The sequence below is a fragment of the bacterium genome (assembly GCA_020440705.1).
Taxonomy (GTDB): Bacteria; Krumholzibacteriota; Krumholzibacteriia; order LZORAL124-64-63; family LZORAL124-64-63; genus JAGRNP01.
This window is the reverse complement of the sequence record JAGRNP010000107.1, coordinates 1-13,467: the sequence shown is the minus strand read 5'-3', so window position 1 is coordinate 13,467 and position 13,467 is coordinate 1. Positions and strand designations below refer to the sequence as shown.

Genomic DNA, 13,467 nt, shown 5'->3' with positions numbered 1-13,467 from the left:
GAAGATCTCGTAGAACATGCCGTCGAGCTTGGCGGCGAAGACCGAATCCTGCAGGGCCCGGCTGCCGTTGGCGATCTGGATGAAGCCCCGCCCCATGGCCGCCTGCATCTCCGCCACCCAGGCGTCCTGGCCGTCCTGGAAGGCCTGCAGCTCGTCCGGATCGTCCCAGTGCGCCACGCCGTCCCCGTCCATGTCCGGCTCGCCGTTCATGGCGTCGACGGTCGGGGCGATCCACAGGCTCGGGTTGAAGTAGTCCCAGTAGACGCCGTCGAACTTGTTCGACGAGGTCCGCTGGTAGTGGACGAAGACGTCGAGCATGGCCCGCCGCGCGGCGGGGTTCGTGAAGTCGAACACGGCGACGCCCGGCCAGTCGCAGATCGTGTCGCCGACGGTGGTGTGGGCGAGATAGGGCTGGGCGGCGTCGTAGAGGTCGCGGTTGTAGGTCTGGTCCTCGCGCGGCAGGTCTCCCCAGCCCTGCCGGATCACCTTCGACCGGAAGTACCCGATCACCTTCATGTCGGGGTTCGCCGCCTTGAGCTGGGCCATGCGGCCCTCGAAACTGCCCCGGCCCCAGAACTGGTCGCATTGAACGACGACGATCTCCGCGCGCGCGTACTTGGCGAGGACGGCCGGGTCCGAGAGGTCGCCGATCTGGTAGTCGAGGGCGGCGATGCGGAGGGAGCCGTCCGCCTTCGGCAGCGGAATCTCGGCGACGGGTTCGGTGGGGGTGGTGCAGGCCGCCACGCCGAGCAGCATCCCGGTCAGGACCACGGCCATGAATCGCTTGGTGTCCATGTCATTCCCCGCTGATGTGGAACATTCGTGCATTGCAAAATGCAGGGATTTGTCGCTCTGACGGGAAAGGGGCAATATCCGGACCGGAAGGATCCGGACCGGCGCGATCGCCCCCGGAAGGGCCCTGACGGGAACCGTGGGGAACTCGGGGTGTTCAGCAGCCGGCCGGGCGGGCGGGAGCGGTCACGGCATTCGGACAGGTTCCGAAATCGCGGTTTGGGTTGCCTTGGGCGGCACCGGCCGGTAGATTCTCTCGTCGATCCGAACTCTCGCCCCCGGGGTCACCGCGTGCTCAGACAGTCGTCGATTCTCTTTTCAGCCAAGGTCGTGGGATTCGGGATCCGGATCCTGCTGCCGGTGGTCCTGGTGCGCCTGCTGACCAAGGCCGACATCGGCGAGTACAACCAGTTCTTCCTGATCGAGACCCTGATCCAGACCGTCTTCCAGCTCGGCGTGAACCAGTCCCAGTACTACTTCGTGCCTCGCGACCCCAGGAACGCCGGCGGAATCTTCCTCAACTGCATCCTGCTGAACCTGGTGCTGTTCTCGATCGGGTACACCGCCGTCGGCCTGTTCCGCACGGACGTCGCAGCCTGGCTCGGCATGCCGGTCCTCGACAGGTTCTTCTGGTACCTGACCGCCTATTCCATCCTGATGCTGCTCGGTGTGGCCACGCAGGTCTTCCTCACGGCCCGCAAGGAGTTCCTCCACGCCGCGGTGTACGACGTCGGCCGTCAGGTCGTCGCCAGCATCGCCACCCTCATCGCCGCCTTCGCCTTCAAGTCGCTGGAGGCCGTGATCGCGGCCCTCGTGATCTCCCGGGCCCTGACCCTGGCCGCCGGGCTCGTCTTCGTCCACGTCAGGCACCGCGGCTTCGCCTCGGAGCGGTACTTCGACGGCGTCTGGCGCCAGGTGAAATACGGGGTCGTGCTGGGCACGGCCGGCACCGTCGGCACCCTGACCCTCCGCATGCACGAACTCGCGGTCAGCAAGTTCTTCCCGATCGAGACGTTCGCCGTGTATTCCCAGGGGCTGAAGCAGATCCCGATCCTGCTCTTCTTCACCCAGTCGGTGGCCGAGGTCGCCCTGGTCCGCTTCGCCCAGTTGGCGAAGGACGACGACTGGACCGGCATCAGGGCCTTCTGGGACGAGGTCCTCGGCGCCATGTACGCCATCGGCATCCCGGTGACGTTCCTGTTCGTCGCCGTCGCCGATCCGCTAGTCCGCCTGATGTACACCGACCGCTACATCGAAGCCGTGCCGATCTTCCAGATCAACGCGGCCGCCATGCTCTTCCATCTGGTCAATCCGACCCTCGTCCTGCGCGCTCTCGACCGCAACGACCTGACCCTGCGCAACAATCTCGCCGTCCTGCTGCTGCTGCCGGGGGCGCTCTATCTGGGCATGAGATTCGGGGGGACGACGGGGATCATCGCGGCGCACGGGCTGATGCTGGTCTGCGGCCGGCTCGTTCTGCAGTACCAGCTCAATCGTTCCATTCCGGAAAGGCTGGGGATCTTCCCCACCTGGTCGGCGGTGCGGACCTTCTACGCGAAGACATGGAACCGGGGCCTCGGGCTGGTGAAACGCTAGCTAGGAGCCCGGTACCGCCTTCAGACGGGCGAGCAGGCCATCGCACCGGTCGGCGATCGCCGGGGCGAAGGACGGCGGGTTCTTTGCCCCCGGGCGGAATTCGGCGACGTCCGCCACGATCCGATCCCCGGGATAGGGCCGTCCGATTCCCCGATACAGCTGCGCCATGGTTCCCTTCGGGTCGGTGACGAGCCGATCGTAGTCGCAGAACTGCACCCGCTCGTCCCGATCCAGTCCCTGCCGGAAGGCCAGGATGTTGCGGAAGTACCAGAACAAGGCGGCCGCATCCTCGCCGCTCGCCCCCTCGCCGAGCAGGGACCGCGCTGCGGCGCTGTCGGCGGCCTCCAGTCCTTCGGAGCGCCAGTCGGTGCCGCTTCCGCCCAGGATGGGCGCCAGATCCCGCCGCCCGTTGTCGGGGCCGAAGAAGCGCAGGTTCGACCGTACGACGCCCCGGTAGTCGCGGAACATCCAGATCGCCCGGGACCCCGGTACGGCGTCCAGGATCCGGATCGCGTTCTGCGACTCGACGAGCGGTTTGCACACGACCAGCGGCGCCCGGTCCGCCGCGATCCGGGCCCGCACCTCGGGCAGCGGATTCAGGCGGAAGCCTTCCGGGTCGCTGGTGGAAAGCGGGCTCATCTCGTCGTAGGTGATGGTGTCCCAGTCGAGCCGGAAGAGATGCGAGAGCAGCGATGTCCCGCTTCGCTGGCAACCGAAGATGAACACGACATGCTTCTCGCATCCGGGCCGGTAGCGCAGGTACTGGTGGATGCGTTTGCGCAGCCGGAACCACCGGAACGCCTGGCGTTCCCAACGACCGACCCCGCCTTCGCTCGCGAGACGCATGTCCCTCCCGCCGCGGTCAGCCGACCACGTTGTAGCCGTTGTCGCGCAGGGCGGGTTCGAAGCCGGCGCCCCGGATCATCTCGTCCAGGTCGGTCCGCGTCAGCGGATGACTCACGCCCGCGGCCGAGACGACGCTCTCCTCCATCATCAGGCTCCCGAGATCGTTCGCCCCGTGGTAGAGCGTGAGCTGGCCGATGGCCTTGCCCTGCGTGACCCAGCTCGCCTGGATGTTCGCGAAGTTGTCCAGGGCGATGCGGGAGAGCGCCAGCGTGCGCAGGTAGTCGGTCGAGCCGAGGTAGCCGATCGATTCGACCTGCGCCCGCAGGGCCGGGTCGTTCATCAGCGGCGTGTTGCCGGGCTGGAACGTCCAGGGAATGAAGGCCGTGTAGCCGCCGGTCTTGTCCTGGCTGTCGCGCACGCGCAGCAGATGCTCCACCCGCTCGGCGTAGGTCTCGATATGGGCGAACATCATGGTCACGGTCGTGGGCAGGCCGATGGCGTGGGCCTCTTCCATGATGCCGATCCACTCGCCGGCCATGGACTTCCCCGGCGCCAGGATCTGGCGCACGCGGTCGCTGAGGATCTCCGCACCGCCGCCGGGAATCGAGTCCAGGCCGGCCGCCTGGAGCCGTTTCAGCACCTCCATGGTCGGGATGCCGTTCAGGCGACCGAAATGCTGGATCTCGCTGGGGGAGAAACCGTGGATCCACATCTGCGGCCAGTTCGCCTTGATGCCCTGCAGCATCTCCTCGTAGTAGGGCAGACGCTTCTTGGGGTGATGTCCGCCCTGCAGCAGGATCTGGCCGCCTCCGGCCTCGTGGACGGTGCGGCACTTGTCGAGGATCTGTTCCAGGTCGAGCAGGTACTCGTCGCCGTCGCCCTGGTGCCGGTTGAAGGCGCAGAACTGGCAGTCGGCGTAGCACAGGTTGGTGTAGGTGACGTTCCGGTCGATGATGTAGGTGACCTTGTCCGGATCCGACCGCCGCAGACGGAGTTGCTGGGCCACCCGGGCCACGTCCGGCAACGACGCCTCCTCGAAGAGGACCAGCAGTTCGCCACCCGTCAGGCGGCGGGAGAGCGCGGTGTCGAGCAGTTCGCCGGCAAACGGGGTCGAGATCGTGGGAACCCGGTAGGGCTCGACCGCGACGAGAGCGGGACCCTTGTCCCGCAGCTCGGCCTGCTTGAACTGGACGAGCTGCTGGTACTGGGCCGGGTCCATGGGGCCGTTGCCTTCGGGGCCGCGAAACGATGCCAAGGTCAACCTCGCAATACGATGGGAGCCGGCCCGTCGGGGACGAGGCCGTGTTCGATGCACAACGCGTGGAACCGGGTCAGGCCGGCCATCTCCGGCTCGGCCAGTCGGTACACCAGGGACTCCCGGAAATAATAAGCAACGGCTGCCGGGGTCGCCTCTCCGCCGTGTCCGAGACGGCCCCGGGCCGCCTCGCGGGCCGCCAGTTCGTCCAGGCGCGCCAGCCCGGCTTCCCGGGCGCGGGAGAAGAGCGCGACGAGGGCGCTCCGCTCGGCCGGGCCCGTGCGCTCGAGGAATCCGGCCGAGACGGTCCACATCGCGAACACGAAGGGAAGGCCCGTCAGGTCCCACCAGGCCCGGCCCAGGTCGAGATCCGCGACCTCCGGATCGGGTCGGGCGGCGAGATCGCGGTCGAACTCGAAGCAGCGGTCGCCGATGACCAAAATGCCCTCGCCCTGCTCCGGCCTCGCGCCGATCGTCGGCTCGCCCTCGACCAGCTCGGGCACGTAGCCGAAATTCTCCCGCCACAGGACCTCGAGCAGGGCGACCGAGGACCGCGATCCGCGGTCGGTCAGCACCCGTCGGATCCGGTCGCACGGGCCGCGGTGAAAGAGCCGGACGCTGTCGACCGCGCCCCGGCAGGCGATCCCGGTGCCCGCGATCACGGCCGCGGCCCGCCCGCGGAGCAGTTCGACAACGGGCATCAGCGCGACGTCGGACCGCCCTTCCGCCAGGCGACCCGCCAGGCGGCTGGGCATGCCGAACTCGATCTCGACGCCCGGCACGGGATGCCGCAGCAGGTCGTCGACCAGCGGAATCGTGTTCAGGAAGGATACGGCGGCGATCCGGCACTCCAGGCGTCCGCTCATGCCGGGACCTCCATCCGGCGGCGCAGGCGGGCCATCATCCCGGCGATCGACCGGCCACTGCGCCAGGTCAACCAGCGGTCGGCTGCCCGGAGGAACAGGTCCGACCCTTCCCGGCTGCGGTACATGGCCGGATCGCGGCGGTCTTCGAGCCGGCGCCCGACGAAGCGCTCCAGCCGGTCGAAGGCGTCGTCGGAGACCATGAAGTCGTGGTAGTCCAGGACGAGGCTCGGCCCGGGGGCCCGCTCGAGCGCGGCGAGAACGCCTTCGTTGTACTCGTGCCAACGCGCCAGATAGCTCACCGCGCGCTGGAAGTTCGTGTGGTACCGGCGGCGCCCCTGCCACTTGAATCGCGGCCAGACCTGCGAGGGCTCCCGGAAGACCGCGATCAGACGGTGGTCGCCCAATCTCCCGGCCCACTCCCCGTAGGTCAGGCAGGTCCGGGGATCCTTGAAGCCCCAGTCCCCGCCCCCGCGGCCCGCGGCGGCGACGAGGGCGGCCATCTCATCCGCCTCGGCCGGAGTGGCCGGTCTCAGGGCTTCCCGGGGCACGTCCAGGACGCCGAAGTCGGCGGTCCCGAGCAGCCGCATGTTCAGCCGGAGGCACTCCTGACGCTCGTACTTGTTCCCCCGATCGTAGGACTCGTTCTCGTCGAACTCGCCCATGGCGATCCCCGAATGGTGGAGAACCTGGGACAGCAGGGTCGTGCCGGACTTGTGCATTCCCAGGACGACGTAGATCACGGACCGACTCCCTGCGCACGAAGGCGGGAAGGCTGGGGCGGAAAGCGCCTCGAACGTGGACGGACTCCCAATAATGGGCCCCGTCCGGGCCGGACTCAAATGAAAACGCCGGCCGCCTGTTCGCACGGAAGTTCACAAATTCTTTGAACTTTCCCCATGAAGACCCCACCATTCTGGCCGATAATGGGGGGAATCTCCGAATTTCGGCCAATCGCCCCGGAGCCCGCAAGGAGCTCCGACCGAACTCGGTGCGCCCCGGAAAGGCCCGATGAGCACGAAACCCGGCATCTGTTTCGTCAGCATGGAAGTCTACCCCAACCTGCGTCCCGGCGTGGCCGAGGAGGCGGGCGGGGCCGGGTTCCAGCTCGTCCAGCTCGCCCGGGGCCTGCGCGACCGGGGTCATCCGGTCAGTTTCGTGGTCGGCGACTACGGCCAGGCGTTCCGCGAGGAGATCGACGGCTTCACCGTCTACCGGGCCAACCGCGTGGCCTACGACCGCTCGGTGGTGCGCGGCCTGCAGAACCTCTGGCGCCTCTTCGCCGCCATGCGCGCCGCCGACGCCCGCCACTACGTGCTGCGCTCGACCCGCTTCCTCTCGTTCTTCGTCATGTTCTACGCCCGCCTGCTGGGCGCGAAGTACACGTTCATGGTGGCCAACCTGCCCCACTGCCTGCGCAACGAGCTCGAGAGCCTGCCGCGCCTGTTCCGCACCCTCTACGAGGTCAGCCTGAACCGCGCCGCCCGGGTCACCGTGCAGTCGCGCGAACAGCAGGTCCTGCTCGAGCAGAATTTCGGCATCCGGGCCCCGATCGTCTCCAACGGGATCGAGGTGCCCCCCTTCGAGGGCCCCCGCCTCGCGGCGGAATTCGATTTCGTCTGGGTGGCTTCCTTCAAGGTGCAGAAACGCGCCGACAAGCTCGTGGAGATCGCCAGGCAGCTGCCGCACCGGTCGTTCCTCGTGGTCGGCGGTCCGGGCCCGGACAAGGCCTACTCCGCCGGTCTGGTCGCCCAGCTGCAGGAGTTGCCGAACGTCACGTTTCGGGGTTTCGTGCCCCCCGACCGGGTGGGCGAAGTGTACCGGCAGGCCCGGATCTTCCTGAACACCTCGGACTGGGAGGGCTTCCCCAACGGGTTCCTCTACGCCTGGACCCGGGGCATCCCCGCCTGCAGCCTGTGCATCGATCCGGACGAGGCCGTCACCGGCGGCGACCTGGGCCTCGTCGATCCCGACCTCGCGGGCCTGGCCGCCGCCATGGACACCCTGCTCGGCGACGACCAGCGCTACGCCGCCATGGCCCGCCGCTGCCACGACCACGTGCAGCGGAGGCATTCCCTCGACCATGCGGTCGACGAGTTCCTGGCCGCCCTGCCCTGAGGGCAGGCCGCCCGAAGTTGGAGGACTTCACGTGAAAATCCTGGCCCAGACGATGAAGGACGGATCCGTGCGGATCCTCGAGACCCCGGCGCCGCTGCTCGCGCCCGGCACCGTGCGGGTGCGCACCCTCTTCTCGGCCATCAGTCCGGGCACCGAGGGGAACAAGATCGTCACGGGCAAGATGTCCCTCATCGGGAAGGCCAAGGCCAAGCCCGACCAGGTCAAGCAGGTCATCGGCATGGTGGGCCAGCTCGGTCTGAAGCACACGATCCAGAAGGTGCGCGACAAGCTCGAGGGGTCGCAGCCGCTGGGCTACAGCCTGGCGGGCGAGGTCGTCGCGGTCGGGGCGGGGGTCGACAAGGTGGCCCCCGGCGATCTGGTCGCCTGCGCGGGCGGCGGCTACGCCAACCACGCCGACGAGGTCGTGGTGCCGGTGAACCTGGTGGTGCGGGTGCCCGCAGGCGTCCCGGCCGACGCGGCGGCCATGACCACCCTCGCGGCGATCGCCCTGCAGGGCGTGCGGCTGGCCGAACCCACCCTGGGTGAGAACGCCGTCGTCGTGGGCCTCGGCGCCATCGGCCTGATGGCCTGCCAGATCCTCAAGGCCAACGGGTGCCGGGTCTTCGCCACCGACATCGCGCCGGACGCCGTGCAGCGCGCCCTCGACACCGGCTGCGCCGACGCGGTCGCCCGGCTGGGCGCCGACCCGGTCGAGAACGCCGTCGCCGAATTCACCCGCGGCCGGGGCGCCGACCTGGTGCTGATCTGCGCCGCCACCGCCAGCAGCGAACCGGTGCAGATGGCCGGCCGCATCAGCCGCCAGCGCGGCCGCGTGGTCGTCGTCGGCGCCGTCGGCATGGACCTGCCCCGCACCGACTACTACGAGAAGGAGATCCGCTTCGCCGTCTCGTGCTCGTACGGTCCCGGCCGCTACGATCCGAACTACGAGGAAGGCGGCCTCGACTACCCCTACGGCTTCGTCCGCTGGACCGAGGGGCGCAACATGGAAGCCGTGCTCGACCTGATGGCCGCCGGCACCTTCGACCCGCTGCCGCTGGTCACGCATCGGATCGCCTTCGACGACGCGCCGGGCGCCTACGAGATGATCGCCGGGCGCACCGAGCCCTACTGCGGCATCCTCGTCGAGTACCCGGCCGGGCCCCGCCGCAGCGGGCGGGACGTGGCGCTGCGCGGCACGACCCGTGTCGACGGGAAGATCGGCATCGGCTTCGCCGGCTGCGGCTCCTTCGCCCAGACCTTCCTGCTGCCGCCCTTCCGCGACGACAGCCGCACGACCATGGGCCCCATCTTCACCCGCTCCGGCCTGACCGCCGCCGACGTGGGCCAGCGCAGCGGCTTCAGCACCGCGGTCGACACCGCAGAGGCCGTCATCAACCACCCGGACACCGACGCGCTCGTGATCACCACCCGCCACGACCAGCACGGACCGCTCACCCTGGCCGCGCTCGCGGCCGGCAAGCACGTCTTCGTCGAGAAGCCGCTGTGCCTGACCCGCGCCGACCTCGCCGCGATCGCCCGCCAGGTGCACGAGCGGGAGAACGCCGGGACCATGCCGGTGCTCCAGGTCGGCTTCAATCGGCGCTTCAGCAGCGCGGCGGTGAAGGCGCGCGCCCACTTCGGCGCCGACCCCGGCCCGCTGACCATGATGTACCGCATCAGCGCCGGCCACATCCCGAAGGAGCACTGGACCCAGGATCCGGTCGAAGGCGGCGGCCGCATCCTCGGCGAGGTGTGCCACTTCATCGACCTGATGCAGTTCATGTGCGACGCCGATCCGGTGGCCGTCGCGGCCCTGTGCATCGACACGGCGAACGCGGCCAACAAGGCGGACGACAACGTCGTCATCTCGCTGCGCTTCGCCGACGGCTCGGTCGGGTCGATCGGCTATTTCGCCGAGGGCGCCAAGGCGATGCCCAAGGAAAGGCTCGAGGTGCTGGGCGCCGGACTGAGCGCCGTCATCGACAACTTCCAGAAGGTCGAGCTCTACTCCGGCCGCGGCCGCCGGGTCAGCAAGCACGCGGGCAAAGGCCACGCCGAAGAGGTCAAGGCGTTCCTCGCGGGCGTGCAGAAGGGCGCGCCACCCATCGCCACCTCGTCCCAGATCGCCACGACGGCGGCCACCCTCGCGGTCCTCGACGCCCTGGCCTCGGGCCGCACCGAGGCCGTCCCGACGGCGGCCGAGCTGCGGGCCGGGGAGAACGGCTGAGATGCCGCGTCACGACGACTTCGCGGCCATCGCCCGGCGGGTGTGGGACGGCCAGACGGCGGCCGGATTCCGCGGTTCCGATCCGTATGACGGGCTGAACAGCCGCCTGCTGGCGCCGCTGCTCGACCGCAGTCGCCTGCTCCGCCTGGTCGTCATCCAGGGCGTGAAACGCGCGCCGGTCGACCTGAGGCCGCTGCTCCGCATCCCTCCGGGACTGAACCCCAAGGGTCTGGCCCTGATGCTGCAGGGTGCGGCCACCGGCGTCGACCTGGGCGACACCGCCGCCCGGCGCGCCTGGCTGGGCGATGCGCTGGTGAGCCTGGCCTCGCGAGTCGACGGGCTGCCGGCCGGCGACGACCGCAGCGTGCGTCCAGGCGCGGCCCGCGCGCTGGCGGACAACCCCGCGCGCTGGCCGGACGCGGTCGGCTGGGGCTACGATTTCCCCTGGCAGTCCAAGGCCTTCCTGCAGCCGGCCTTCTTCCCCACGGTCGTCGCCACGAGCTTCGTGGCCGACGCCCTGGAGATGGACGCCAGTCCCGCCTGGCCCGCGGCGGCGGCCGCGGCCGGCCGCTTCGTGGCCGACCACCTGCACCGCCACGAGGACGCCGACGGCGTCTGCTTCAGCTACTCGCCCGGCGACCGCACCCGGGTCTACAACGCGTCGCTCTTCGGTGCGCGCATCCTGGCCCAGGCGGCTCCCCACGTGCCGGAGCACGCCGACGCCTGGCGCGAACTGGCCCACCGCACCGTCGCGTGGGTCATGGCGCGCCAGCAGGACGACGGCTCGTGGATCTACGGCGAGGCCGACCACTGGCAGTGGATCGACAACCTGCACACGGGATTCAACCTGGAGACGATCCTGCGCACCGCCGACCTGCTGGGCATCGACGAGTGGAACGAAGGGCTCGCGCGCGGCCTGGCCTTCTACCGTGCCCGCCTCTTCGAGAACGATGCGACGCCCCGCTACTACACGACGAGCCGGTACCCCCTCGATCCGCACAGCTTCGCCCAGGGCGCCCTGACGTTCCTGCGCCTGGCCCGCTTCGACGCCGACGCCGTGCCGTTCGCCGCCCGCATCCTGCAGCGGGGCAGCGAGGAACTGTGGGACGAAAAACGCGGCGGGTTCCGTTTCCAGAAGCACCGCCGCTACGCGCAGAAGTCGATCCACATGCGCTGGTCGCAGGCCTGGATGTTCCGGGCCCTGTGCGCCTACCTCGCCGCCGACTGATCCTCCACCCCCGCCACTTCGCGCACGAACCGGGTGAAGCGCTCCCGCTCGCCGGGCAGGATCTCGCGCACCGCTCCGGCGGCGGGTGATTCGGCACCCGCCAGGAACGGCACGAGGGCCGCCGCCGTCGCTTCCGGGCCGGCCAGGTCGAAGGTCGTCACGCCCTCCGGCCGCTGGACGACGTCGCTGGCCAGCACGGGCACCCCCATGCTCATGGCTTCGCGGATCGCCACGCTGTCGCCGTCCTCCCGGGAGGGCCGCACGAAGGCCGCGCTGCGGGCCAGGACCGGAATCAGGGGCAGGCCGTAGTGCAGATGCAGCCGCGTATGCTCGAGCCGGGCGGCATGGGCCAGGACGGCCTGCTCCGCCGCCTTCTGGGCGGCGGTCTCGGGGCGGTTCGAGACGAGGACCCAGAGGTCGCAGCCCGGCGCCTCGTCCCGCGACGCGACGGCGGCGAGCAGTTCCTCGACCCCGTAGAGATCGTCCTTGCCGTAGCCCGGGCCGAGGTAGTAGGCGGCACAGCTCACCTGCCGGCGGCCGTCCGCCAGGCCGGCTTCGAGTTGGGCGGCGACGGCGGCCGGGAGCCGCTCCAGGTTCCGCTCGGACGGGGCCGGCGGCAGGAAGGCCGGCATCACGGTGACCTGCGGGCCCTGCAGCCCCAGGGCCGCGAGTTCGGTGCCGATCTCCGTGCGAACGGGCACGAACAGGTCGAAGCCGCCCAACAGGCCCAGCGTTCGCCGGCGCAGCCAGTCCGGCTTCCCGTCGAGGTCCTGGATCACCCGGACCGAGTGGAAGGTGATGACCTTGCGCGCCCACGGCCGGGTCAGCAGCGGCGCCAGGGCGAGGAAGTAGCCGAGCCCGCCGTAGTGGAGGTGCAGCACCGAGTCGGGTCCCGGCCGGACTCCCCGCAGCAGCCCGCCCACCATGCCGGCAGCCTGCCAGGCCTTGCCCGCCTTCCCCTGCCGCGTGGTGCCGGTGTAGGAATGCCCGGTCGCCGACAGGCCTTCGCCCCGCAGGAGTTCCAGGAAGCGGATGATGTGGATCGAGACCCCTCCGTAGGGAGGCGGGAGCGGGCCGAGAACGTCGACGTGGCGGGACATGGGATCTCCGGGGTCGGATGGGCCGGGCGGATGCCGGCCGAGTATCGGCCCTAGCCCCCGCCGTGTCCAGCCGGGGATCTCGCCGGACCACCAGCCCCGGCGGGCGCGGGGACGTCTAGCGGGACGCCGCCTCGATCGCGTCGCAGATGAAAGCCACGAGCCGGTCCGGCGCAGGCAACGTGATGGTCCCCTCACGCCGCACCACGGGCATCCGGGCCGCGACCTCGTCGGCCGTGGCGAGCAGGACCAGCCGGTCTTCGCCGTTGAGGGCCTCGTCGACCATGCCGGAACGCCCCCGGAAGAAGCTGTAGCTGGGCACGCCCATGATCGCCGCCTCGCGGGTCATGGTGCCGCCGCCGCTGATCACCATGTCCATGGCGGCGACCATGCTGGGACCGTCGTAGACCTTCCGCGGCACGATCACCTCGGCCACGCCGGCCGCCCGGGGCAGATCGAGCTGGTCGGGCGTGCGCGGCAGGAAGACCAGCTGCACGTCCGGAGCGGACGCCAGGTGGCCCAGGATCGCCTCGAGGATCGTCTCCGCCTCGGGATTGTGGTAGTGCGCCGTGGTGGCGGGCGGCCGCAGCAGGACCTTGACCGCCTCCGGGCGCAGCCCGAGATCGTCCGCGACGGTATCGTCGAGGGCGCGGCCGCCGAGGTACAGCTCCTCCTTGAAGCCCGGGTAGCTGACGACCTTGCCGGCCGAGATGCCCGCTTCGCCACAGCGCTCCGGCGTGATGGCGGCGGGCAGCAGGATCGAACGGCAGCACCAGTTGAAGAGCGTGGCGCTGACCCACTCGTAGTCGTACATGGTCACCGTCGGAATCCCGCGCAGCCGCGAGGCGATGGGCAGCGCACGGGAACCGTGGCCGAAGCTCACGTCGGGCTTCGGGCCGGGCAGGGCCCGCACCAGTTCCCAGGCGCGGCCGAGGGTGCCCTTCACCTTGCCGGCCATCCCCTTGCCGTATTCGGCCCCGACCTTCGTGTAGGAGAAGCCGTACAGATCGAGCAGCTCGCAGGTCTTGGTCCGGTCGCGGGCCGTGAAGACGACCTCGTGCCCCCGGTCCCGCAGGGCCGCCACGAGCGGACGCATGATCAGGACGTGGGGGCCGTTGTCGGCGTCGAACCAGATGCGCATGGGGTTCCTCCGGTGGGCGGGACGGGCGAGGGGCGAAGATAGGGGGTGGCATAATTTGCGTCAATCTTGGGAACGAAACTTTTGGCACATTGATGCAAATTATGTTATGATTATACAATAGCGACCTGGTGTTCTAAAGACTGTAATTTCTTGTTGTTACAGCGGACATGAACGTCCTGTTGGGCTAGTTTGTAGCATCTGATGCCAGCGCAGTTTCGAGCGCTCACGCCGATTCCGGAAGGATCCGCAGCCATGAACGCCCTGCTCGCCCGTACCCTCCTGCGCCTAATGCGCCCGGAGCGTC

Annotated in this window: 11 protein-coding genes; 4 read left to right on the top strand and 7 right to left on the bottom strand. The window is 69.5% G+C overall.

Going from position 1 to position 13,467, the window contains the following annotated elements; all coding sequences use genetic code 11:
* The coding region (locus KDM41_14100; GenBank protein MCB1184558.1) for a hypothetical protein at nucleotides 1-795 on the bottom strand (795 nt) is incomplete at its 3' end.
* A 327-nt stretch (nucleotides 796-1,122) separates the two neighbouring features.
* Here KDM41_14100 and KDM41_14095 point away from each other — a divergent pair.
* Nucleotides 1,123-2,388 carry an oligosaccharide flippase family protein gene (locus tag KDM41_14095; GenBank protein MCB1184557.1) on the top strand — a complete coding sequence of 422 codons (1,266 nt, stop codon included), beginning with the start codon at nucleotides 1,123-1,125 and terminating at the stop codon, nucleotides 2,386-2,388.
* Here KDM41_14095 and KDM41_14090 read toward each other — a convergent pair whose 3' ends face one another.
* Genes KDM41_14090 through KDM41_14075 form a run of 4 tightly spaced genes read right to left on the bottom strand, consistent with a single transcriptional unit; the run spans nucleotide 2,389 to nucleotide 6,095 of the window.
* Entirely contained in the window at nucleotides 2,389-3,234 is an 846-nt protein-coding gene (locus KDM41_14090; protein MCB1184556.1) for a hypothetical protein, read from the bottom strand.
* Between the two features lie 16 nt (nucleotides 3,235-3,250).
* Complete coding sequence (mqnC, locus tag KDM41_14085) at nucleotides 3,251-4,453, bottom strand: dehypoxanthine futalosine cyclase (protein ID MCB1184555.1); 1,203 nt, start codon at nucleotides 4,451-4,453, stop codon at nucleotides 3,251-3,253.
* 38 nt (nucleotides 4,454-4,491) lie between these two features.
* The gene (locus KDM41_14080; GenBank protein ID MCB1184554.1) at nucleotides 4,492-5,355 is read right to left on the bottom strand and encodes a menaquinone biosynthesis protein; all 864 of its coding nucleotides are present in this window, start codon (nucleotides 5,353-5,355) and stop codon (nucleotides 4,492-4,494) included.
* Entirely contained in the window at nucleotides 5,352-6,095 is a 744-nt protein-coding gene (locus tag KDM41_14075) for a sulfotransferase (GenBank protein ID MCB1184553.1), read from the bottom strand. Before KDM41_14075 ends, KDM41_14080 begins: the two co-directional genes overlap by 4 nt.
* 268 nt (nucleotides 6,096-6,363) lie before the next feature.
* Between KDM41_14075 and KDM41_14070 the strand changes: the two genes are divergently transcribed.
* From KDM41_14070 to KDM41_14060, 3 genes are read left to right on the top strand one after another with little or no spacing between them, the layout of a single operon-like run.
* Nucleotides 6,364-7,470 (top strand): glycosyltransferase family 4 protein, encoded by a 1,107-nt coding sequence (locus tag KDM41_14070; protein MCB1184552.1) that lies wholly within the window; start codon nucleotides 6,364-6,366, stop codon nucleotides 7,468-7,470.
* Nucleotides 7,471-7,501: 31 nt separating this feature from the next.
* The gene (locus tag KDM41_14065) at nucleotides 7,502-9,697 is read left to right on the top strand and encodes a bi-domain-containing oxidoreductase (GenBank protein ID MCB1184551.1); all 2,196 of its coding nucleotides are present in this window, start codon (nucleotides 7,502-7,504) and stop codon (nucleotides 9,695-9,697) included.
* A 1-nt stretch (nucleotide 9,698) separates the two neighbouring features.
* The gene (locus KDM41_14060; protein ID MCB1184550.1) at nucleotides 9,699-10,925 is read left to right on the top strand and encodes a hypothetical protein; all 1,227 of its coding nucleotides are present in this window, start codon (nucleotides 9,699-9,701) and stop codon (nucleotides 10,923-10,925) included.
* Here the strand turns inward: KDM41_14060 and KDM41_14055 are convergent.
* Both KDM41_14055 and KDM41_14050 read right to left on the bottom strand, forming a co-directional pair.
* Nucleotides 10,907-12,025, bottom strand: coding sequence for a glycosyltransferase (locus tag KDM41_14055; GenBank protein MCB1184549.1), 1,119 nt, complete (start codon nucleotides 12,023-12,025; stop codon nucleotides 10,907-10,909). The two genes, KDM41_14060 and KDM41_14055, sit on opposite strands and share 19 nt — an antisense overlap.
* 115 nt (nucleotides 12,026-12,140) lie before the next feature.
* Nucleotides 12,141-13,163 carry a DUF354 domain-containing protein gene (locus tag KDM41_14050; GenBank protein MCB1184548.1) on the bottom strand — a complete coding sequence of 341 codons (1,023 nt, stop codon included), beginning with the start codon at nucleotides 13,161-13,163 and terminating at the stop codon, nucleotides 12,141-12,143.
* Nucleotides 13,164-13,467: the final 304 nt, after the last annotated feature.

What these genes read in the sequence shown, in the direction of transcription:
- KDM41_14090 (MCB1184556.1), bottom strand. Translation starts at nt 3,234, where the DNA reads ATGCGTCTCGCGAGCGAAGGCGGGGTCGGTCGTTGGGAACGCCAGGCG.
- mqnC (MCB1184555.1), bottom strand. Translation starts at nt 4,453, where the DNA reads ATGGACCCGGCCCAGTACCAGCAGCTCGTCCAGTTCAAGCAGGCCGAG.
- KDM41_14080 (MCB1184554.1), bottom strand. Translation starts at nt 5,355, where the DNA reads ATGAGCGGACGCCTGGAGTGCCGGATCGCCGCCGTATCCTTCCTGAAC.
- KDM41_14070 (MCB1184552.1), top strand. Translation starts at nt 6,364, where the DNA reads ATGAGCACGAAACCCGGCATCTGTTTCGTCAGCATGGAAGTCTACCCC.
- KDM41_14060 (MCB1184550.1), top strand. Translation starts at nt 9,699, where the DNA reads ATGCCGCGTCACGACGACTTCGCGGCCATCGCCCGGCGGGTGTGGGAC.
- KDM41_14055 (MCB1184549.1), bottom strand. Translation starts at nt 12,025, where the DNA reads ATGTCCCGCCACGTCGACGTTCTCGGCCCGCTCCCGCCTCCCTACGGA.
- KDM41_14050 (MCB1184548.1), bottom strand. Translation starts at nt 13,163, where the DNA reads ATGCGCATCTGGTTCGACGCCGACAACGGCCCCCACGTCCTGATCATG.